This is a genomic window from Pseudomonas sp. KCJK9058 (assembly GCF_046230975.1).
Lineage (GTDB): Bacteria > Pseudomonadota > Gammaproteobacteria > Pseudomonadales > Pseudomonadaceae > Aquipseudomonas > Aquipseudomonas alloputida.
Genome location: NZ_JBJJLR010000016.1, coordinates 20,081 through 40,401, shown reverse-complemented (window position 1 = coordinate 40,401; position 20,321 = coordinate 20,081). Strand labels below are relative to the sequence as shown.

At 63.7% G+C, this 20,321-nt stretch carries 17 protein-coding genes; 3 read left to right on the top strand and 14 right to left on the bottom strand.

Annotated features, from left to right (window positions below):
- Positions 1–100: 100 nt before the first annotated feature.
- Genes catA through ACK59Z_RS11415 form a run of 3 tightly spaced genes read right to left on the bottom strand, consistent with a single transcriptional unit; the run spans position 101 to position 2,509 of the window.
- Complete coding sequence (catA, locus tag ACK59Z_RS11425; RefSeq protein WP_108190643.1) at positions 101–1,036, bottom strand: catechol 1,2-dioxygenase; 936 nt, start codon at positions 1,034–1,036, stop codon at positions 101–103.
- Between the two features lie 43 nt (positions 1,037–1,079).
- Positions 1,080–1,370 (bottom strand): muconolactone Delta-isomerase, encoded by a 291-nt coding sequence (catC, locus tag ACK59Z_RS11420; protein WP_003256111.1) that lies wholly within the window; start codon positions 1,368–1,370, stop codon positions 1,080–1,082.
- A gap of 17 nt (positions 1,371–1,387) precedes the next feature.
- Positions 1,388–2,509 carry a muconate cycloisomerase family protein gene (locus ACK59Z_RS11415; protein WP_047603051.1) on the bottom strand — a complete coding sequence of 374 codons (1,122 nt, stop codon included), beginning with the start codon at positions 2,507–2,509 and terminating at the stop codon, positions 1,388–1,390.
- A gap of 135 nt (positions 2,510–2,644) precedes the next feature.
- On the opposite strand from ACK59Z_RS11415, the gene catR reads away from it, so the two are divergent.
- The 3 genes from catR to ACK59Z_RS11400 all read left to right on the top strand — a co-directional run bounded on the left by catR (position 2,645) and on the right by ACK59Z_RS11400 (position 5,830).
- The gene (catR, locus tag ACK59Z_RS11410) at positions 2,645–3,517 is read left to right on the top strand and encodes an HTH-type transcriptional regulator CatR (protein ID WP_409293028.1); all 873 of its coding nucleotides are present in this window, start codon (positions 2,645–2,647) and stop codon (positions 3,515–3,517) included.
- A gap of 245 nt (positions 3,518–3,762) precedes the next feature.
- Positions 3,763–4,530, top strand: a complete 768-nt coding sequence (locus tag ACK59Z_RS11405) for an SDR family NAD(P)-dependent oxidoreductase (protein ID WP_012051983.1) — start codon at positions 3,763–3,765, stop codon at positions 4,528–4,530.
- Positions 4,531–4,558: 28 nt separating this feature from the next.
- Positions 4,559–5,830: a D-arabinono-1,4-lactone oxidase gene (locus ACK59Z_RS11400; protein WP_017148266.1), complete on the top strand. Its 1,272-nt coding sequence runs from the start codon at positions 4,559–4,561 to the stop codon at positions 5,828–5,830.
- 46 nt (positions 5,831–5,876) lie between these two features.
- Here ACK59Z_RS11400 and ACK59Z_RS11395 read toward each other — a convergent pair whose 3' ends face one another.
- The 11 genes from ACK59Z_RS11395 to ACK59Z_RS11345 form a co-directional block, all read right to left on the bottom strand.
- A complete protein-coding gene (locus tag ACK59Z_RS11395) occupies positions 5,877–6,674 on the bottom strand; it encodes a helix-turn-helix transcriptional regulator (protein ID WP_409293026.1) in 798 nt (265 codons plus the stop codon).
- A 115-nt stretch (positions 6,675–6,789) separates the two neighbouring features.
- Positions 6,790–8,022 carry an ethanolamine utilization protein EutH gene (gene eutH / locus ACK59Z_RS11390; protein WP_103444252.1) on the bottom strand — a complete coding sequence of 411 codons (1,233 nt, stop codon included), beginning with the start codon at positions 8,020–8,022 and terminating at the stop codon, positions 6,790–6,792.
- A 153-nt stretch (positions 8,023–8,175) separates the two neighbouring features.
- A complete protein-coding gene (locus tag ACK59Z_RS11385; protein ID WP_064493063.1) occupies positions 8,176–9,024 on the bottom strand; it encodes a helix-turn-helix transcriptional regulator in 849 nt (282 codons plus the stop codon).
- Positions 9,025–9,077: 53 nt separating this feature from the next.
- Complete coding sequence (locus tag ACK59Z_RS11380; protein ID WP_108190639.1) at positions 9,078–10,490, bottom strand: aminotransferase; 1,413 nt, start codon at positions 10,488–10,490, stop codon at positions 9,078–9,080.
- Between the two features lie 34 nt (positions 10,491–10,524).
- Positions 10,525–11,628, bottom strand: coding sequence for a polyamine ABC transporter substrate-binding protein (locus ACK59Z_RS11375; protein ID WP_108190638.1), 1,104 nt, complete (start codon positions 11,626–11,628; stop codon positions 10,525–10,527).
- 336 nt (positions 11,629–11,964) lie between these two features.
- The gene (locus ACK59Z_RS11370) at positions 11,965–12,666 is read right to left on the bottom strand and encodes an NAD(P)H-dependent oxidoreductase (RefSeq protein WP_004576441.1); all 702 of its coding nucleotides are present in this window, start codon (positions 12,664–12,666) and stop codon (positions 11,965–11,967) included.
- A gap of 43 nt (positions 12,667–12,709) precedes the next feature.
- Positions 12,710–14,122, bottom strand: coding sequence for an aldehyde dehydrogenase family protein (locus ACK59Z_RS11365; protein ID WP_108190637.1), 1,413 nt, complete (start codon positions 14,120–14,122; stop codon positions 12,710–12,712).
- The gene (locus ACK59Z_RS11360; protein WP_014860013.1) at positions 14,115–15,305 is read right to left on the bottom strand and encodes a pyridoxal phosphate-dependent aminotransferase; all 1,191 of its coding nucleotides are present in this window, start codon (positions 15,303–15,305) and stop codon (positions 14,115–14,117) included. Before ACK59Z_RS11360 ends, ACK59Z_RS11365 begins: the two co-directional genes overlap by 8 nt.
- 24 nt (positions 15,306–15,329) lie before the next feature.
- Positions 15,330–16,559: an alanine racemase gene (gene alr, locus ACK59Z_RS11355; RefSeq protein ID WP_108190636.1), complete on the bottom strand. Its 1,230-nt coding sequence runs from the start codon at positions 16,557–16,559 to the stop codon at positions 15,330–15,332.
- A 34-nt stretch (positions 16,560–16,593) separates the two neighbouring features.
- Complete coding sequence (locus ACK59Z_RS11350) at positions 16,594–18,201, bottom strand: 5-guanidino-2-oxopentanoate decarboxylase (RefSeq protein ID WP_108190635.1); 1,608 nt, start codon at positions 18,199–18,201, stop codon at positions 16,594–16,596.
- The gene (locus ACK59Z_RS11345; RefSeq protein WP_409293021.1) at positions 18,194–20,311 is read right to left on the bottom strand and encodes an acetate--CoA ligase family protein; all 2,118 of its coding nucleotides are present in this window, start codon (positions 20,309–20,311) and stop codon (positions 18,194–18,196) included. The genes ACK59Z_RS11350 and ACK59Z_RS11345 overlap by 8 nt, the downstream gene beginning before the upstream one ends.
- Positions 20,312–20,321 lie beyond the last annotated feature (10 nt).

Below are 20,321 nucleotides of genomic sequence, written 5' to 3'. Positions count from 1 at the left end.
CAAAAAGACGATTCTAGATCACCCGCCCCTGGCGACAAAAAGCCCGGGACCTCCCCGCACGGAAAGCCCCAGGCAAAATCACAGTGACATAACCTTGAACTCAGCCCTCCTGCAACGCCCGCGGCCGATGGCTTCGCGCCTCGGCGTCAGGCGACTTGGCACCCTGTAAGCGGAAGTCGAATGACAACTCGGCAAAGCGCTCTGCTTGCACGCCGCGGTCGCGCGCCGCCGCCGCATCCTCGACAAAACGCAGTTCGCCGATCAGCCCGTCACGGGTGGCATAGGCAAAGTCGTCCCACAGGTACTTGTCGCCCGCAAAGTTGATCTGCGTGGTCAGGTGGCGGTGCCCCGGTGCCGAGATGAAGAAGTGCACGTGCGCCGGGCGCTGGCCATGGCGGCCGAGCAGGTCCAGGCATTCCTGGGTTGGCCCCTGCGGGTCGCAGCCATACCCCGACGGCACGATCGAGCGCGCGCGATAACGGCCTTCGGCATCGGTAATGATACGCCGACGCAGGTTGAACTCGGACTGCGTCGAATCGAAGTACGAATAGGTGCCCTGGGTGTTGGCGTGCCACAGGTCGACGGTGGCACCGGCCAACGGTTTGCCGTCGGCATCGAACACCTGGCCCTGAAGGAACATCACCACGCCTGGGTCAGTGCCGTCGTCCATGCGCACCTCGCCCTCTGCCAGCGGCGCCCCGGCAACGTACAACGGGCCTTCGATGGTGCGCGGGGTGCCGCCGCCAAGGCCGGCTTCGGCATCCTTGGCGTCCTGCAGCAGGTCGAGGAAGTGCTCGATGCCCAGGCCAGCAGCCAGCAGGCCTGCCTCGTTACGGCCGCCCAGGCGGTTGAGGTAGTCCACGGCGTGCCAGAACTCGTCCTCGGTGATTTCCAGGTCTTCGACCAGCCGAGCGGTGTCTTGCAGCACACGCAGAATGATCTGCTTGAAGCGCGGGTTTCCTTCGGCATGGTCCAGGCCAGCCACCCGGTTGAAGAAGGCTTGAATGTCGGCAGTGTGGGAAATTTTCACGGTCATCGTGCTTACCTCGTATTGTTCTTGTCAGGCATACAGGTGCGAATCAGCGATCGTCGCTGTGAATAGACGAGGGATGCCGACACAGGCCGTCGACCTCGATGTCCATGTACGGGAACAGCGGCAGCTGCATCAGCGTGTCATGCAACGCCTCGACGCTGGGCACATCGAACACGCTGTAGTTGGCGTAATGCCCGGCAATGCGCCACAGGTGGCGCCAGGTGCCTTCGCGCTGCAGGCGCTGGGCCAGTTCCTTTTCATCGGCCTTGAGCTGGGCGGCCTTGGCCGGGTCCATGTCGACCGGCAGCTTCACGGTCATCTTCACGTGGAACAACATGGTTATCTCCTTGCTTGTCAGCGACGAGCGAAGCGCGCCAGGCGCTGTTCGTCCAACGTCAGGCCCAGGCCTGGGGTATGGGGGATGTGCAGCTGGAAGTCGCGGTATTGCGGCGGCTCGTTGACGATCTCCTCGGTCAGCAGCAGCGGCCCGAACAACTCTGTACCCCAGGTGAGCTGGCGCAGGGTGAGGAATGCATGGGCCGAAGCCAGGGTGCCGATCGAACCTTCGAGCATGGTGCCGCCGTACAAGGCAATGCCAGCGGCCTCGGCGATCTGTGCAGTGCGCAGCACCGCGCGCGGGCCACCATTCTTGGCGATTTTCAGGGCGAAGATGCTGGCGGCGCCGTCGGCGGCCAGGCTGAAGGCGTCCTCGACACTTTCGATCGACTCATCGGCCATGATCGGTGCCGGGCTGCGCTGGTTCAGGCGCACCTGGCCACCACGGTTGATGCGCGAGATCGGCTGCTCGATCAGGTCGATGCCGTTGTCGCCCAATACCTGGCAGGCGCGGAGGGCCTGGGACTCGTCCCAGTACTGGTTGACGTCGACCCGCACGCTGGCGCTGTCACCCAGCTCGCGCTTGATCGCGATCACATGCTTGAGGTCCTGGGCCACCGGGTTGGCGCCGATTTTCAGCTTGAACACCCGGTGCCGGCGAATGTCCAGCATGTGCTGGGCTTCGGCGATGTCGCGGGCGGTGTCGCCGCTGGCCAGGGTCCAGGCCACCTCCAGGCTGTCCCGTACGCGGCCACCCAGCAGTTCGCTGACCGGCAGGCCCAGGCGTTTGCCCTGGGCGTCGAGCAAGGCGCTTTCGATGCCGGACTTGGCGAAGGTGTTGCCCTTGGCCAGCTTGTCCAGCTTGAGCATGGCGGCATTGATGTTATCTGCCGGCAGGCCGATCAGCGCCGGGGCGAGGTACGCGTCGATGTTGGCCTTGATGCCTTCGGGGCTTTCGTAGCCATACGCCAGGCCACCGATGGTGGTGGCTTCACCGATGCCTTCCACGCCATCACTGCAGCGCAGTCGCAATACCACCAGGGTCTGCTGCTGCATGGTGTGCATCGCCAGCTTGTGCGGGCGAATGGTCGGGAGATCGACGATAATTGCATCTATGTGTTCAATCAGCGCGCTTGTCATTGTTGCCAGGTCCCGTCAGGTCGGGCTTACAGTCGTGAGCCCGAGTGATGCGTTTACTTGATTGTTGAAGGATTGCGCGAGACCCTGACGACCGTCCAATATCAAATGAATCTCCCACCATACCCTGGAGGTCTGATGGAGCTGCGCCACCTGCGTTACTTCAAAGTCTTGGCCGAGACCCTGAACTTCACCCGCGCCGCCGAGCTGCTGCACATCGCCCAGCCACCCCTGAGCCGGCAGATCAGCCAGCTGGAGGACCAGCTCGGCACCCTGCTGGTGGTGCGCGAACGTCCGCTGCGGCTGACCGAAGCCGGCCGCTTCTTCTACGAGCAGACCTGCACCGTGCTGCAGCAGTTGCAGAACATCAGCGACAACACCCGCCGCATCGGCCAGGGCCAGCGCCAGTGGCTGGGCATCGGTTTTGCGCCCTCTACCCTGTACACCGTGCTGCCGGAGCTGATCCGCGAACTTCGCCAGGACAGCGAGCTGGAACTGGGCCTGAACGAGATGACCACACTGCAACAGGTGGAGGCGCTGAAAAGCGGGCGTATCGACATTGGCTTCGGCCGCATTCGCATCGACGACCCGGTGATTCACCAGCAGGTGCTGTGCGAGGACCCGCTGGTGGCCGTGCTGCCCAAGGGCCACCCCCTGGCGGGCAGCCCGCTCAGTCTGGCCCAGCTGGCTGGCGAAGCGTTCATCCTCTACCCGGCCAATCCCCGGCCCAGCTATGCCGACCACGTGCTGGCGCTGTTCGCCCACCACGGCATGAGCATTCGTGTCACCCAGTGGGCCAACGAACTGCAGACCGCCATCGGCCTGGTAGCGGTTGGCGTCGGGGTGACCCTGGTGCCAGCATCGGTACAGCAGCAGCACCGTCCCGATATCGAGTATGTCGGCCTGCTTGATAGCGGCGCCGTCAGCCCCATCATCCTCAGCCGGCGCAAGGGTGATGTAAGCCCGATCGTGCAGCGGTGCCTGGCGTTGATCGAGCAACAGGCACTCTGAACACACCATGCACCTTGTGGGAGCGGACGCGCCGGCGAACACGGGCAAAGCCCGTGCCATGCACCGGTTCTCCTGCTTCGCGGGCAGGCCCCACAGGGACTCTATAGCCCTGCCCCATTGCCTATGCGTGCCCCGTATACCCATCGGTATATGGATGTTCCCGATGATCTGTTTCATGCTCCGGCACGCGAATCGCGAAACGCCCGGGCTCAAGACAGTCAATTAAAAATCATCGGGAGTCGAACATGGCTGGACGTCTTAACGGCAAGGTGGCGCTGATCACTGGCGGTGCGGGTGGCTGCGGGCTGGCCGCATCGGAGCTGTTCGCGGCAGAAGGGGCAAGGGTAGGCATTGTCGACCTGCCCGGCAGCAAGGGCGCCGAAGTTGCAAGGCGATTGCGTGATGCAGGTTACCAGGCCATCTTCGCCGCCGCCGATGTCTCGGACGCACAACAAGTGAAGGCCGCGGTGGCGGCCGTAGAAGAGGCCTTCGGCCACATCACCGTGCTGATGAACCACGCGGGCATCCTGTCGGCCATGCCCTTCCTGGAAACCAGTGAAGAAGAATGGGACCGGATCATGGCCGTGAACGTGAAGAGCATGTTCCTGGTCACCGGCGCGGTGTTGCCGGGCATGCTCGCGGCCGGCGGCGGCAGTATCGTCTGCACCTCATCCATCTCGGCAGTGGTGGGCACGCCGATGGAGGTGCTGTATTGCACCAGCAAGGGTGCCACCCATATGTTCGCCCGGGCTATCGCTGTGGAGTTTCGCGACCGAGGCATTCGCGCCAATGCCATCTGCCCGGGCTTCATCGCCACCGCCCACGGCCTGCGCGAGATCGATATGTTGCGCAAACATGGCGTGGACGTCAGCGAACAGGCCATCGCTGCCGCCCAGGGGCGCTTGTGCCAACCCTCGGAAGTCGCCAGCGCAGCCTTGTTCCTGGCCAGTGACGACGCCAGTTTCGTAAACGGTGCGCACCTGTTTGCCGACAATGGCTACACCGCCCTCTGATTACAAGAACAACCGGCAGGAGAACGATGTGAGCACCTCTTCCAACAACATGCATATCAACGAATTCGGCCTTGAACACGCGCACTGGCGCAACTGGGCCGGTAACCAGTCCTGCATCCGTACAGCACGCGGGGCACCGGCCAGCGAGGACGAACTGTGCTCAATGGTCAGCCAGGCCAGCAGCAATGGCATGAACGTGCGCGTGGCCGGCTCGGGGCATTCCTTCACCCCGGTGGCACTGACCAATGGCCTGCACCTGACCCTGGCCAACATGAGCGGCGTACGCCATATCGACCACGAGAGGAAGCGCGTCACCGCTGCCGCCGGCACCACCATCAATGCCTTGGGCAAGACATTGCGTGCCGCCGGGTTATCAATGGTCAACCAGGGCGACATCGACAGCCAGTCGATTGCAGGCGCATTGACTACCGGTACCCACGGCACCGGTCTGACCCTCGGCAACCTGGCCTCGTCGATTGTCGGCATGAAGCTGGTGCAACCCAATGGCGAAATACTCGTGGTCGACGAAAGCACCCCTGACCTGCTACAAGCGGGTCGGGTGTCGCTGGGCGTACTGGGCATTGTTTCCGAACTGACCTTGCAGGTGACCGACAGCTTCAACCTGCACGAGCGCATCTGGCGCGAAGACTTCGAAAGCGTGATGGAAAAGCACGACGAACTGGCACGCAAACACCGCCACTTCAGCTTCTTCTGGTGCCCCTACGAGCAAAGCCGGCATTGCTATTGCCTACCCGATACCGCCGCCACCTCTACAAGCGGGCGCACCACCGATGTCTGCGAAGTGAAGGTCATGGACATCACCGGCCACCCGATCTGGGAAAGCGAGTTCGAGAAAGTGGCCTACAGCTCGGATGTGTACCCGATCGAGTACCTGCCCAACTTTCACGAGCTGGAATACGCTGTGCCGTTGCGCCACAGCAAGGAAGCGTTGCGGGCCGTGCGCAAGCTGATGCTGGAGGACTTCCCCAAGGCCATCTACCCCATCGAGTACCGCTTTACTGCCGGTGACGGGGCGTGGATGAGCCCATTCTTCGAGCAGGACAGCGTGACCATTTCGGTGTCCGGCCAGCCGGGTACCGACTATTGGGACTATCTGCGGGCGGTGGATCAGATCCTGCGTTCCTATGGCGCCAGACCGCACTGGGGCAAGCTGCATTTCCTGACGGGTGAAGATGTGAGTGCAATATACCCGCGTGCCGAGGACTTCCGTAAGCTGCGCCGCCAGCTCGATCCGCAAGGGATCTACCTCAGCGAGCACCTGAGTCCGCTGTTCAGGTGACCTGTACCTGATACAGCAAGGGGCTGCTTTGCAGCCCCTTGCTGTATCAGCCCTTGGCCAGATAATCGATAAACAGGCGAAACAGTTCGGCGTTGGATGAAATTTCCAGGCGCTGATAGATGTTGTGCTTGTGCACCTTTACCGTCCCATCGGAAATATTCAGCTGCCGCGCAATCGACGCATTGCTGTGCCCCTGTAACAACAACTTGGCGATAAGGCGCTGGGTTTCAGTCAGTTGCCCTTGCAAGATCTCTACGAAGGCGTCCTCCAGCACCACCCCCTCTGGTGCTGCGCGCAGGATATCAGCGTAACGCAATCGACAGTGCTGACCAAAAACCGAAGCCAGCAGCGGCGACATTGCAGCCAACAGGTCCATTTCTCCTGCACCGAAATCCCCGCTGCCGTGGTTGCGCATCAGCGAATAGACGATCGCCAACCGGGGCCGAAGGGGAATGATGAAGCCCACCTCATCCACCGCCGTCCCATAGTCGGACGACACGCAGGGGTGGATGTCCTTGGAAATGGCAAACCCTGAAGAGAAGAAGCAGTCAGGTGCCAGTTCGCTCATGCGCCATAGCCCGGATGGGTGCTCGTTGACGCAAGCAACGTAGAACGGGTCAAGCAGGTAGCCGCCGCGCACGTAGGCGTTCAACGTACGCTCCGTGACCGTACGGTTGTACCCGTTATGCACCAGCAGTGCTGGTTGATTGAACTGGAACAGATAGGCGCAACTCATGTCGAACGTCAGCTTGCTGCGCAGCCACGCATCCAGCGCCAGTCCCAGCTGTTCGCTGCCGATCGCCTCGATCACCGCTGCCAACTCGTTTGCCTCATCTTTTGTCATTGTTCACCACACGCTCATGCACCGAAGGCCTGCATGACCTTACCGCCTTGATCGGTTAAAAACACAAAATCCGGAGCGCCCAGGACGCTCCGGATTATGCGCATGACGCTTTTGCTCAGGACGGCTCGGCCACCCCCTTGCAGACACCTGCGGCAGCGTCCTGACGCCCCAACTCCTGCGCCTTGGGCACCGCCAGCCAACTGGCCAGCAGCATGGCGATCAGGCCGCCACTGAGTTTGCCTATCATCAACGGCAGTATCAGCGAGGGCTGGAAGTTGGCGGAGAAGGCCATGTGGTCGCCAAAGGTGAACGCGGCGCACACAGAGAAAGCGATCACCAATACCTTGTCCTTGGGCGGCATTTCGCTGACCAAGCGAAACATGGCCAGGATATTCGCCGAGGCCGCCAATACCCCGGCCGCACCGACACCAGACATGCCAAAGCGCGAGGCAACCCGTTCGATTGGCCGCGCCAGGAAGCGCTTGAGCAAGTGCACCATGGGGAACGCCCCGCACAGCATCAGGCCGATGTAGCCAGCAATTTCCAAGGCGCGAAACTGATCATCGGCATCGGCGATGATCGGCGCAAAACCCCAGCTGCCGAACAGGTGGCTGAACAGGCCGGTGAAGTACTGCACGATGGACGCTACCAGCACCAGAACCACGGCGATGTACATGAACTGGCCGAGCTTGAGGAACAGGTACACCATCAGTGTGGGGAAGTAGCGCAATGCTGCTGCCAGGGCAATGCAAAACAGGATCAACGGCATCAGGTTGCGCAGCAGCATTGCCCAGGTGAAGTGCAGTGCCTGGGTAGCGGCGCCAGTGGTAGCGATGTCCGGACGCACGCTCAGGCCAAGCGCCTGCATGGTCATGGCAATGATCATGATGCTCAGCGGAATGGTCAGCAGCCCGGCCATGATCCCCAGTGCCATGTACTTGTGGTCGGCCTTGCGCAGCATGGCCAACCCGACCGGAATGACGAAGATGATGGTGGCGCCGCACTGAAAGCCGGTGATCAGGCCTAGGATCCAGCCTTCCTGGCTTTGCGCCAGCGCTTTGGCTAACTGGTAGCCGCCCATGTCCGAGGCGATGAAGATGGGACCGGCGATGCCAGGGTCGGCCCCGATGGCCTGGAACAGTGGCGCGATCACATGACTGATACCAGCTGAAATGTACGGGATCGCCGCCATGATGCCGGCTACCGGGATAAAGATGGGGCCGATGCTGTGCAGGCCGGCGATGAACTCCTGGCCCAGTTCGCCTTCGGGGTTGTAGATGGATGCCAGGGCACCCAGTACCGCGCACACCATGATGACGTAGATGACATAGGTGCCGATGCTTTCCATTTGCCGCCTCATTTTTAGAGTTTTGGGTTGGCAGGACTGAAATGTAACGGGGCATCGTTGTTGTTATGGCTTGAGCATGGCGCGCCCCGTCGAGGGTTAAGCTATGCGGCAAGGTGCAGGGCTGTCCATATACCGGGAGGTATAGAAAATTGATCACCGCGTTACGCTAAGGATTTCCAGCTGATCACCGCGTAACCAGTCGATAAACCGTGCAAACAACTCCGATTGCGAGTTGATCCCAAGCTTCATGTACAGGTTCTTGCGGTGCATGCGCACGGTCTCCGGCGAGATACCCAGCTCCTGCGCAGTAGATTTCACCGAGTGCCCGCGCAAGATCATGTGGGCCACTTCGCGCTCGCGGTCGGTCAGCACCTGGCAGCCAAAGCTGTCGAACGCTGCCTGCAGGCTGCTGCGCTCGGTTGATGCAGCGCCTGGTTCCAGGTTGTGCCGGGCATAGCGCCCCAGCAGTTCGCGCACCATCGGCTCCAACGCACGCAACAGGTCGACCTGCCCGGCATTCAGGCGCGTGCCGCTGCAGCCCTGGAACAGGCTCAGCGACAGCTTGCGGCCTGCGCTGAGGTCGACGATGTAGTAGCTGTCTTCACTGCAACCTGTACCCAGGTAATAAGCCTTGTAGTAGTCGCTGTCGAAGAAGTTGTCGGGGGCGATTTCCTGCAGGTGGTAGAAGCCTTCGGCCAGGCCGCTTTGCACGGCAAGGCAGAAAGGGTCCAGCAGGTAGCCGGCGCTGAAATAGCGCTCCAGCACGGCAGCCCGGTGCAGTTCAGGAATGCCTTGCTGGTACAGCAACTGCGGTGCCCGCCCCTGGCACTCAAGGCTGATCATCATCGACTCCACCTGCACCAACTGGCCGATGGCAGCGGCCACATACTCCAGCGCCTCGGGGGTTTCGCCATGGGCCAGGGCGCGCTGCAACGCCACGTGCCACTGCTGCAGCGCGCCCATTGTGAGGGTAAGCGGGGTATCGGGGGAGGCCTGGGTCATGCCCGGCAGTCTAGCCTGCCAGGCACGCCCGCGCACAGCCCTTTGCGCCAGGTTCATCGGCCTTGGTACAGGCCAAGCGCTGTGAGTTCACGCGCGGTTTCGAGGATGCACTGGCGCAGGGTCTCGACGATCTCATCCACCTGCGCATGGGTGATGATCAACGGTGGCGACATCACGTTCAGGTGCATGATCGGACGCACCAGCAACCCTTTTTCCTGCGCCTTGCTGTGGATGCGCTCGCCGATGTTCACCTCATCGGCGAACAGTGCCTTGCTGGCCTTGTTGGCGACGAACTCGACACAGGCCATCAGCTTCATGCAGCGCACATCCCCCACCAGCGGCAGATCGCGCAGGCTCTGCAAGCGTTGCTCAAGGTAACCCCCCACGTCGTTGACATGATCGAGCAGTTGCTCGCGCTCGATGATCTCGATGTTCTTCAGCGCCGCCGTGCAGCACACCGGGTGGCCGCTGTAGGTAAACCCGTGGGTAAAGCAACGACCCTTGCCTGGCTCGGCAATCACTTGCCAGATGCGCTCGGAAAAAATACACGCGCCCAGCGGCAGGTACGCCGAGGTCAGGCCTTTGGCGGTGGTGATGATGTCTGGGGTGACGCCAAACAGTTCCTCGCTGGCGAAGAAGGTACCCAGGCGCCCGAACGAGGTCACCACTTCGTCGGCGACGAACAGGATGTCGTAGGTCTGGCACAGCTGCCACATGCGCTGGAAGTAGCCCGCGGGCGGAATGATCACCCCGCCCGAGCCCATGATCGGCTCGGCGAAGAACGCCGCCACGTTGTCGGCACCCAGCGACAGGATCTTGTCCTCGAACTCGGCCACCAGGTAGTCGAGGAATTCGGCCTCGTCCATGTCGTGCGGGGCACGGTAAGGGTTGGGGTTGGAGACGTGGTGGATCAGGTCGTGGTGATAGTCGAACTCCGGCACCCGGTCGGCGGCCTTGTTGCCGATCGACATGGTCAGGGTGGTGGAGCCGTGGTAGGCGTTGTAGCGGGCGATGATGTGCTTCTTGTGTGGCTTGCCGCGGCAATTCTGGTAGTACTGGATCAGCCGGTAGGCGGTGTCGACAGCGGTCGAGCCGCCGGTGGTGAGGAACACATGGTTCAAGTCGCCCGGCGCCAGCTGCGCAAGCTTCTGGCACAGTTCGATGGCCACGTCGTTGGCCATGTCGGAGAACGGGTTGGAATACGCCAGCTGGCGCACCTGGTCTGCGATGGCCAGGGCCATTTCCTCGCGGCCCAGGCCGATGTTGGTGCACCACATGCCGCCGACGGCATCGAGGAAGCGGTTGCCGTGGGTGTCACGAATGTAGGCGCCCTCGCCGGCGACGATGTTCAGCGCGCCTTGCTCGCGGTGCTCGTCGAACACATGGTAGCCGTGCATGTAGTGGGCCTTGTCGGCCTCCACCAGCGGGTCGTGGGCGATAGCGAATGCTTTGCTTGGGGTGGCCATGGGCAGCTCCTTGGCGAGAATGTTTGGGCAGTGTTCAGAAACCGGTCTTGACCGTGCTCCAGACCCGGGTAATGGCGCGCATGTCCTTGGGGCTTTGGGTTTTCTGCGCGAACAGGCGCTCACGGGTTTGTGCGTCGGGGTAGATGGCCGGGTCCTGGCGGATGTCGTCACGCACCAGCGTGGTGGCGGCGGCGTTGCTGTTGGCGTAGTGGATGTAGTCAGTGACCTTGGCCATGGTCTGCGGCTGCAGCAGAAACTCGATGAAGCGGTGGGCGTTGGCCGCGTGCGGCGCATCCTTGGGGATGTACAGGTTGTCGAACCAGATCAGCGAACCTTCCTGGGGGATGAAGAACGACAGTTTGATGTCCTTCTTCGCTTCCACCGCGCGAGCCTGGGCGGTGGCGTAGTCACCGGACCAGGTCAGCGCCAGGCAGACATCGCCGTTGGGCAGGCTGGTGAGGTAGTTGACCGAGTCGAACTTGCGAATGTAGGGGCGGATGCCCAGCAGCAGTTGCTCGGCTGCCTTGAGGTCGGCAGGCGACGCGCTGCGTGGGTCCTTGCCCAGGTACTGCAGGGCCAGCGGAATGACCTCGGTGGGCGCGTCCATCAGGGTGACGCCGCAGTCGGCGAAGCGCGAGACGATCTTGGGGTCGAACAGCATGGCCAGCGAACCGATCGGCGCGTCGGGCATGCGCGCGGTGATCTTGTCGACGTTGTAGGTTACCCCCGAGCTGCCCCAGGTATAGGGCGCCGAGTACTTCAGGCCAGGGTCGTAGCCCTGCAGGTTGTTGACCACCTGCTGATCGAGGTTTTGCCAGCTAGGCAGTTGCTGCTTGTCCAGTGCCTGGAACACGCCGGCGCTGATCAGCGGGGGGACCAGCGAGGCGTTGAGCATGACCAGATCGTAGCCGGAACGGCCGGTGAGCAGTTTGGTCTGCACGGTTTCGTAGCCATCAAAGGTGTCGTAGATGACCTTGATGCCGGTGGCCTTCTCGAAGTCGGCCAGGGTGGTTTCACCGATGTAGTCGGTCCAGTTGTACAACCGTAACGTGTTACCACTGTCCACCTCTGCCGCCTGGGCCAGGCTGGCGCCAGACGCCAGCAGCAGACCGCCAATCACCTTCAGTACCTTGCGCATGGCAACTCCATCGTGTGAGTGCTCCGGATCGAGCCGATGGGTTCACTATCGGTGGATTCGTCCAGGGGTGACATACCCCGAATGTGTGGGTGGTCGTTTTTTGGCAGGTGGCGCTGGAAGGTTTGCAGAACATCGTATGCCGACAAAATGTTGGGGCTGCTTTGCAGCCCTTTCGCGACACAAGGCCGCTCCCACAAGGACGGCGCAGCCTTCGAAGCTGGTGGTAATCCTGTGGAAGGACGGCGCAGCCTTCGAAGCTGGCGGTAATCCTGTGGGAGCGGCCTTGTGTCGCGAAAGGGCCGCAACGCGGCCCCAGTGTTCAGTACAGGAGAAAGGTCACGTCAGCGGGTACAACGCTTCATCGAACTGCGCCAGGCGCGGGAACACCAGTGGCTGGTCGTCCGAGAGCTGCTCCAGACGCTGCCGGTATTGCTGCAGAAAGTCCTGCCGCGCAGCAGCACTGATGTAAGGCACATGCCAAGCCACGAACGGCGGCAGCACCTCGAACCCGACATAGGCCAGCGTGCCCCGCAGGATCGGCCGCAGCATGTCTTCCAGCGGCCCGTGAATCGCGCCATCGCCAAACATGTGCTCGCGCCCGCCCAGGGTCACGGTCACCAGCGCCTTCTTGCCCGCCAACCCGCCCTGGTCGTAGAAGCGCTTGCCGCCATAGCACACCCCCGACACCAGCACACGGTCGATCCAGCCCTTGAGCATGGCCGGGGCCGAGAACCAGAAGATCGGGAAGTTCAGCACCAGCAGATCGGCCCACAACAGCTTGTCCAGCTCCTGCTGGATATCTGCGGCAATGGCACCGCGCTTGACGCCCTGACGCTGCTCCAGCGCATACACGAGGTACTCGGGGTTCTCGCGCTGGGTAAAGTCATCGGCACTGGCCACCGGGTTCCAGCCCATAGCGTACAAGTCACTGACCTGCACCTGATGACCTTGGGCACGGAAGGTTTCCACAGCCTGGTCACGCAGGGCTGCCGTGAACGATTGCGGTTCGGGGTGAGCGTGGACGATCAGTACATTCACAAGCATTCTCCTCACACAAAACAGGTTATCTTGCCGCAGTGGTTCAGCACTGCACCGCTTTGACCTCGACGAACTCCGCCAGGCCCTCCTCGCCCCACTCACGGCCGTTGCCCGACTGCTTGTAGCCCCCGAACGGCGCCTGGTAGTTGAACCCGCCCCCGTTGATGAAGCACTGCCCGGCCCGTATCTGCCGTGCCAGCGCCAGGCCATGCTCGCGCCTGCCCGCCCACACTGCGCTGGACAGGCCGAACGGCGAGTCATTGGCCAGCGCCAGCGCCTGGGCCTCGTCGGCGTAGGGGATCAGGCACAGCACCGGACCGAAGACTTCTTCCTGGGCAATGCGCATGCGGTTGTCGACGTCGGCGAACAACGTGGGCGCCACGTAGAACCCGCGCTCGAAGCCGCCGTGATCACCACCGTACAACAAGCGCGCGCCCTCCTCCTGTCCCTGGCGAATGTAGTCGAGCACCGTGCGCCGCTGTCCTGCCGAACACATCGGCCCTAGGAAACTGGCGGGGTCACGCGGGTCGCCCATGACCAGTGCGCGGGTTTCGGCCTCGGCGATTTCCAGCGCCTCGGCATAGCGGCTGGCCGGCAGCAGCATGCGGGTCAGTGCCGTGCAGGTCTGCCCCGAGTTGATCATCACGTCCTGCACGCCATAGCGCACCGCAGCGTGCAGGTCGGCATCGGCGGTAATCAGCAACGGTGACTTGCCACCCAGTTCCAGGCACACCCGCTTCACCGTCGGCGCAGCCGCTTGTGCCACCCGCACCCCGGCACCGGTTGAGCCGGTGAACGACACCATGTCCACCTGCGGGTGCCGGGCCAGGGCTTCACCGACCTTGGCACCTGGGCCGCTGACCAGGTTGAACACCCCTGCCGGCAGGCCGATGGCGTCGATCATTTCGGCCAGCACAAATGCGTGTAGCGGCGTTTCCTGGCTGGGTTTGACCACCACCGTGCACCCGGCAGCCAGGGCCGGCGCCAGCTTGCCGATCATCTGGTGCAGCGGGTAGTTCCACGGGTTGATGAATGCGCACACGCCAACGGCCTCACGGTACACCAACGAGTTGCCGACTTCGCGCACCTCGTCCATCAGCCCGGCCAGTTCGGCGTATTGCTCCAACCCGGCAATCGGGCCTTCGACCTGCACCGCCTGGCACCACTGCACCGGCATGCCCAACTCGTCGGTGATGACCTCGGCCATTTGCGCCGCGCGGTTTTTCAGCTGTGCGACCAATGCCCGGATGTACCCGGCGCGCACGCTGGACGGTGTGCGCGACCAGCCATCGAAGGCTCGCCGCGCCGCCATCACCGCACGCTCGACATCGGCCTCGGCGCCCAAGGGTACCCGGCCAATGGCCTGCTCGGTGGCCGGGTCGATCACCTCAGCCATGCCCTGCCCGCTCGGCACCTGCCAGGCGCCATCTATGTACAGCCGCGCATACTCACGCATGGCCGTACTCCCGTTTCAGTTCGTCGGCACAGCGGGCGATGCGCTGGCAGGCATCGACCAGCGCCGCATTGCCCAGCACCAGGCCCAGGCGGATATGCCCGGCAGCACTGGGGCCGAACGCTTCGCCGGCAAGCACCGACACGCCCTGGCTGTCCAGCAGGTAGTCGGCAAAGGCCTGGGCACTTACGCCGGTCTCACGAATATCGACCATCACGAACATGCCACCATCGGGCTTCAATGCCTTGAGGCCCGGGCAGCCGGCCAGCTGCTCGCACACCAGATCGCGCCGCTCGCGGTAGGCTTCGCGCATGGCGTCCAGCTCGGGCAACGGCTGCTCCAGCGCCACCACGGCGGCATCCTGGACGAAGTCCGGCAAGCCGTAGAGCATGCACAGGGCGAGGTTTTCCAGATGCGTGGCCAGTGCTGTCGAGCTGACCACCCACCCCATGCGCCAGCCGGTCATGGCATGCGACTTGGACAGGCTGTTCAACGTTGCAGTGCGCTCGGCCATGCCCGGCAGGCTGCCGGGGCTGACATGCTCGCCTTCATACAGCAGCTCGCTGTAGACCTCGTCAGAGATCAGCCACAGATCATGGGCAATGCACAGTTCGGCCAGTGCCTCCCAGGTGGCGCGCGGCAGGCTCGCCCCCGAAGGGTTGTGCGGGCTGTTCAGCGCCAAGGCGCGGGTGCGCGGGGTAATGCGCTCGGCGACGTCACGCGGGCACACGCGAAAGCCATTCTCGGGCTTGACCGGTACCGGTACCACCTTGGCGCCACAGGCGCCGAACACGGCCTCGTAAGTGACATACATCGGTTCGGCAACGATCACCTCATCGCCTGGGTCGAGTATGCACTGGGCCACGCAGAACAGCGCGCACTGGGCACCCGCCAGCACGGTCACCTGGTCGACGCTCACCGCCTGGCCACTGCGCTGCCGGTGACGGTTGGCGATGGCCTGGCGCAGCGCCAGCTTGCCGCGTACATCGGCGTAATGGGTATGGCCAGCGCGCAGGCTGTCGATGGCCGCCTCGACGATAGGCGCGGGGGTGTCGAAGTCCGGGTCACCCACCGACAGCAGCAGGATGTCCTTACCCTCGGCCTGCAGCGCAAGGGCGCGGTAGTGGATGTCCCAGGCCGCAGCCCCGTCGCCGGCGATGCGTTGGGTAAGCTTGGCGTAGCGCATGGCAATCTCCCTTCTTTGGCGGTTTCAGTCGACGAGGATCTTCGGGTTGGAACTGCCCCACACGGTGTACAGGTCGGCCAGCAACGCGCCGTTGATTTCTTCCATCTCGGCCTGGGTGATTTCGCCCCCGGCCTGCTTGCCGAACAGCACCACTTCGTTGCCCCCCTTCACGTCCGGGAAGTCGGTGACATCGACCATCAGCGTGTTCATCGACACCTTGCCCACCACCGGCACACGGTGGCCGTTGATCAGCACATGGCCCTTGTTGGTGAATACCCGGCGGTAGCCATCGGAGTACCCGACCGTAATGTTGGCCAGACGCGAATCACGGGCCAGGGTGAAGGTGCGGTCATAGCCCACGGTGTTGCCAGCCGGATAGCTGTGCACCGCGGCCACGTGCGATTTGAACTGCATCGCACGCTTGTACTCGGTGCGCGCCGGCACGGTGTCACCGAACAGCGCGCCCCCTGTTCGTACCATGTCCAGGCGCGCTTCCGGCACCTCCAGCGTAGCGAACGAGTTGGCGGCGTGCAGGGTGAGCTTGCTGCGGTCGAGCTTCGCGTGCTTGATCAACCAGTCAGTCTGCTCGTTGAAGGCCGCCAGGCCCTTGCGGACATCGTCCTTGTCTTCCACGGCGAAGTGGGTCATCAGCGCGACCAGCTTGAGGTGCTTCTGGTCGGTGATCTGCAGCGCTTCGCCACGGCCGGACCAGGTGGCCATCTCCACCCCGTTGCGGCTCATGCCGCTGGAGTTGAGCGCCATGTGAATGCGCAAGGTCTTGCCATGGCGCGCGGCGATGGCATCGGCCTGGCGGGCAAATTCCGCGCTGCCCACCAGCTCTTCCATGTCGTACTGCAAGCCATCTTCCAGCTCGCTGAGGCTGGCCAGGCGTACCCGCACCAGTTGCCCGGTGAAGCCACTGGCGCGGACCACGCGGGCCTCCTCGTTGCTGGCCACCGCCACGCAGGGCACGCCCTGGGCGATGATCGATGGCATTACCAGGCCGATACCGTGGCCATAGGCATCGGCCTTGAGCACGGCGCACAGCTTGGACTTGCCGGCCAACTCGGCCTGCAGCGTGCGGATGTTGTGCTGCAGGGCGCTGGCGCTGACTTCGACCCAGGCATTGCTGTTTTGCGCGGTCAGGGCGTTGGTACCGTTGTCCATCGACAACGGGGGGGCGGCATACAGTGGGGCTTGGCCGGTGATCAGCAGGGCCAGGGATGCGGCCAGAAGTGTACGGCGAAATGGCATGTGGGTTTCTCTTGTTCTTTTAGTTGTTCGCGGCTTAACAGACGCAGGTGTGTTTGAGTTCGATGAAGGTCACGCCGGGTGTGGCGAAACCGCTGGCCAGGTCGGCCTGCAGCGCGTCCAGATCACGCGGCTGGCGCACCGCGCAACCAAAGGCACGGGCCAGGCCGATGAAGTCCGGATTACGCGGCAGCACGCCGACCGGCTCGATGTTCAGGCCGAGCATGTCATCGCGGATCTGCCCGAGGGCGTCATTGTTCCACAGCAGCACCACCAACGACCGGTCCAGTTCCTCTACAGCCGTGGCCAGCTCCTGGGCGGTATAAAGGAAACCGCCGTCGCCCACCAGCACCAGGCCTGGGCGATGGTCGGTGGCAAGCATGCCGCCAATACCGGCCGGCAGGCCGTAGCCGAGTGTGCCGTAGCCGGTCGGATGCAGCCAGCTGCGCGGCGCCCGGCTGGCGAAGGCGTAGTTGCCGGTGTAGGCCAGTTGGGTCATGTCGCTGCTGATGAACGCATCGTCGGGCAGCACGGCGGCAATGCGGTCAAGAATCGCCTGATGGGTGGCCTGCAACGGTGCATGCCCATGACGAATGGCCTGGCGCAGGTTGCTCACCGCTTCGCTCGCCTGAGCAGGGTCTCGGTCGAGTGCAGGCAGGTGTTCGAGCAAACCGTCCACGGTTTGCCGGGCATCGCCCTGCAGGGCAATGGCACAGGGGTAGAAATCGTTGAACTTGCGCGGGTCGATGTCGACGCGCAGCAGCTCGCCGCGGATCGGCAGACGCTCGCGCCAGAAGTCGGTGTCGGCCATTTCGGTGCCTACGGCAAGCACCACATCAGCCTGGCTGATCAGTTGCCAGCCGGGTTCGACGCACAGACTGGCGCCGGCATTGAGTGGCGCGTCTGGTGGCAGCAAGCCCTTGCCGGCCACGCTGGTGAACAGTGGCGCTGCCAGCCGTGTACTGAGTTGCTGCAACTGCTCAGCCGCGTGCAACGCGCCACCCCCGGCAATGATCATCGGCCGCTGGGCGGCGGCAAGCTTCAGGGCAGCCTGCTCGAGGGTTTCGCGGCACGGCTGGCCACGCCCAGGACGGCGTACCACCTCGTCGCTCCAGTCCCGGCTGACCGATGCCGCCAGCACGTCCAGCGGCACCGAAATGTGCACCGGGCGCGGCCGTTCGCTGTCGAACACTGCCCAGGCGCGAGCGATCAGCTCGGGCAAGTCGTCGCCCTGCAGGGCCACCGCAGAAAACGCCGTGATGGGCGCAGTCATGGCGCGCTGGTCCTGGGTTTCATGCAGGCAGCCCCAGCCCTTGCCCAGGCTGGCGGTGTGGTTGACGCTGGAAATCACCAGCATCGGCACCGAGTCGGCATAGGCTTGGCCGATGGGGGTGGCGACGTTGGTCACGCCTGGGCCGGTAATGACGAAACACACCCCCGGCTTGCCACTGACCCGCGCATAGCCGTCGGCCATGAAGCCGGCGCCCTGCTCGTGGCGGGTCAGTACATGGCGAATGCCACTGCCCGGCAGGCCGCGGTAGAGCTCCAGGGTATGTACCCCAGGGATGCCGAACACGGTCTCCACGCCGTAGTTGGCCAACAACCGCACCAGCGCCTGGCCGGCCGTCAGGGTAAGGTCATTCATGTCGTTCTCCTTGCGCCTGGCCGAGGCGGATCAGCGCGTCGACCGCGGTGGTGCCGTGGGCACCGACCATCAATGGGTTCACATCCAGCTCCAACAGCTGCCCGGCGTTTTCGCAGGCGTAGTCGGCCACCGCACGGATAGCTGCGACCAAGGCGTCGAGGTCGGCAGCCGGGCGGCCACGGAAGCCTTGCAGCAGGCTGGCACTGCGCAGGTTCAGCAGTGCGGCGCGGATGGCGCTGTCGGTGGTGGGCAACAACAGGCTCACACTGTCCTTGAGCAGTTCGACCAGCACGCCGCCGGCACCGATCACCAAGGCCAGGGCAAAGTCGTGTTCACGTTTGATACCCACTATCAGCTCGGCCAGCGGCGGCTCGGCCATGGGTTCGAGCAGTACCTGGTCGAACGCGACGTGCGGGGCGTAGGCAGCGATGCGCTGGCGCATCTGCAACAGTGCAGCTTCCAGGGCGGCGGCATCACGCAGGTTCAGCGCCACCGCACCGGCTTCGGTCTTGTGCGGCAGCTGTGCGCTGACCGCCTTCAGTACCAGCGGGTATCCCACGCGGGCGGCGTCTGCCACAGCGCGCTCGGACGTACTCAGCACACCTGCCGGCACCGGCAGACCGAAGGCGCGCAGGGCCTGCTTGGATTGCCATTCGTCCAACAGTCGGCTTTCGCCCGTGAGGGCATGCGGGCACAGCGGTACCCGCGCAGCCTCGCCCTGGTCCAGTAACCGCTGGCGGTTCCTTTGGTAAGCGACGATGCGCCCCCAGGCCGCCAGGCCGTCTTCCACGCCCTGCAGGGCAGCGATGCCCCGCGCATGCAGTCGCTCACGCGCACTGGCAGGCAACAGTTCCGGGAAAGCCGAGGTGACGAAGCCGATCTTGCCGTGGCGTTCAACGGCATCGCAGTACAGCCCCAGCAGCAGGTCGCATTCCTTGCGCTCGCCGGTGAAGGCCGCCGGGTAGTCCAGCACCAGCATCGCCGCGCCCGCGGCGCCGCTCAGGGTGTTGTCGAGCATGCGTTGCAGGGCGGCTTCATCGCCCCAGATGGCAGTGGTGAAGTCCAGTGGGTTGACCAGGTTGGCATAGCCCGGCAACACCTCGGCCAGTGCCGCCACCTGCCCTTGCTCGAGCTTCGGCAGTTGCAGATGGTGGCGTTCGGCATAGTCGGCAATCAGGCCGGCATCGCCGCCTGAGCAGGCCAGCGCAATCAGCTCGCCATCTGCCGGCAAGCGTCCGCAGGCTGCGGCCTTGAGCGTTTCGACAAAGCTCACCGGGCCGCTGACGCGGATCACGCCCAGGCGCTGGAACAGGCTGTCGTACAACGCATCGGAGCCGGACAACGAGCTGGTGTGGCTGAGCGCCAGTTCAGCGCCGATCTGCGAAACGCCCGTCTTCAGGGCAATGATCGGCGTACCCTGCTGCAATGCCTTGTAGGCGGCGCGTGCAAAGCCCGGCACGTTCTTCAAGCCTTCCAGGTGCAGGCCGATGGCGGTTACCCGTGGGTCGTCGAGCAGCACATCCATCAGCTCGGCCACACCCAGTTGCGCCTGGTTGCCGACCGAGGCCATGTAGGCCACCGGCAGCGAGCGGTCGCTCATGGACAGGTTGTAGGCAAAGTTGCCGCTCTGGGTGAGGATCGCCACGCCCTTCTCCACCTGCTGGCCGCCATGGGCCACCGGCCAAAGGGCTGCACCGTGCAGGTAGTCGAGCAGGCCATAGCAGTTGGGGCCGAGCAGGGCCATGTTGCCGGCCGCAGCGAGCAGGCGCTGCTGCAACTGGCAGCCCTCTTCGCCGCTTTCGGCAAAGCCGGAGGCATAGCAGATGGCACCCCCGGCGCCACGCGCGGCCAGCTCGGCAACGCACTGCAACGTCAGCTCACGGTTGGTGGCGATGAACACCGCGTCCGGGGCGTAAGGCAAGTCAGCCACGCGGGCCACGCAAGGGATGCCTTCCAGGCTTTCATGCTGCGGGTTGACCAGCCACAGCTCACCGGCAAAGCCGCCTTCGGCGCAGCGCTTGAGCGCCCGCGCCATGCTGCGCCCGCCAACGAAGGCCAGGTGCCGGGGCGCCAGCAGGCGCTTGAGGTTGTCACGAATCGATTGCGACATGGGTGTTCTC

Bases quoted from the DNA above. Each gene is read 5' to 3' on its own strand.
- catA (WP_108190643.1), bottom strand. From the start codon at position 1,036: ATGACCGTGAAAATTTCCCACACTGCCGACATTCAAGCCTTCTTCAAC.
- catC (WP_003256111.1), bottom strand. From the start codon at position 1,370: ATGTTGTTCCACGTGAAGATGACCGTGAAGCTGCCGGTCGACATGGAC.
- ACK59Z_RS11415 (WP_047603051.1), bottom strand. From the start codon at position 2,509: ATGACAAGCGCGCTGATTGAACACATAGATGCAATTATCGTCGATCTC.
- catR (WP_409293028.1), top strand. From the start codon at position 2,645: ATGGAGCTGCGCCACCTGCGTTACTTCAAAGTCTTGGCCGAGACCCTG.
- ACK59Z_RS11405 (WP_012051983.1), top strand. From the start codon at position 3,763: ATGGCTGGACGTCTTAACGGCAAGGTGGCGCTGATCACTGGCGGTGCG.
- ACK59Z_RS11395 (WP_409293026.1), bottom strand. From the start codon at position 6,674: ATGACAAAAGATGAGGCAAACGAGTTGGCAGCGGTGATCGAGGCGATC.
- eutH (WP_103444252.1), bottom strand. From the start codon at position 8,022: ATGGAAAGCATCGGCACCTATGTCATCTACGTCATCATGGTGTGCGCG.
- ACK59Z_RS11385 (WP_064493063.1), bottom strand. From the start codon at position 9,024: ATGACCCAGGCCTCCCCCGATACCCCGCTTACCCTCACAATGGGCGCG.
- ACK59Z_RS11380 (WP_108190639.1), bottom strand. From the start codon at position 10,490: ATGGCCACCCCAAGCAAAGCATTCGCTATCGCCCACGACCCGCTGGTG.
- ACK59Z_RS11375 (WP_108190638.1), bottom strand. From the start codon at position 11,628: ATGCGCAAGGTACTGAAGGTGATTGGCGGTCTGCTGCTGGCGTCTGGC.
- ACK59Z_RS11365 (WP_108190637.1), bottom strand. From the start codon at position 14,122: ATGCGTGAGTATGCGCGGCTGTACATAGATGGCGCCTGGCAGGTGCCG.
- ACK59Z_RS11360 (WP_014860013.1), bottom strand. From the start codon at position 15,305: ATGCGCTACGCCAAGCTTACCCAACGCATCGCCGGCGACGGGGCTGCG.
- alr (WP_108190636.1), bottom strand. From the start codon at position 16,559: ATGCCATTTCGCCGTACACTTCTGGCCGCATCCCTGGCCCTGCTGATC.
- ACK59Z_RS11350 (WP_108190635.1), bottom strand. From the start codon at position 18,201: ATGAATGACCTTACCCTGACGGCCGGCCAGGCGCTGGTGCGGTTGTTG.
- ACK59Z_RS11345 (WP_409293021.1), bottom strand. From the start codon at position 20,311: ATGTCGCAATCGATTCGTGACAACCTCAAGCGCCTGCTGGCGCCCCGG.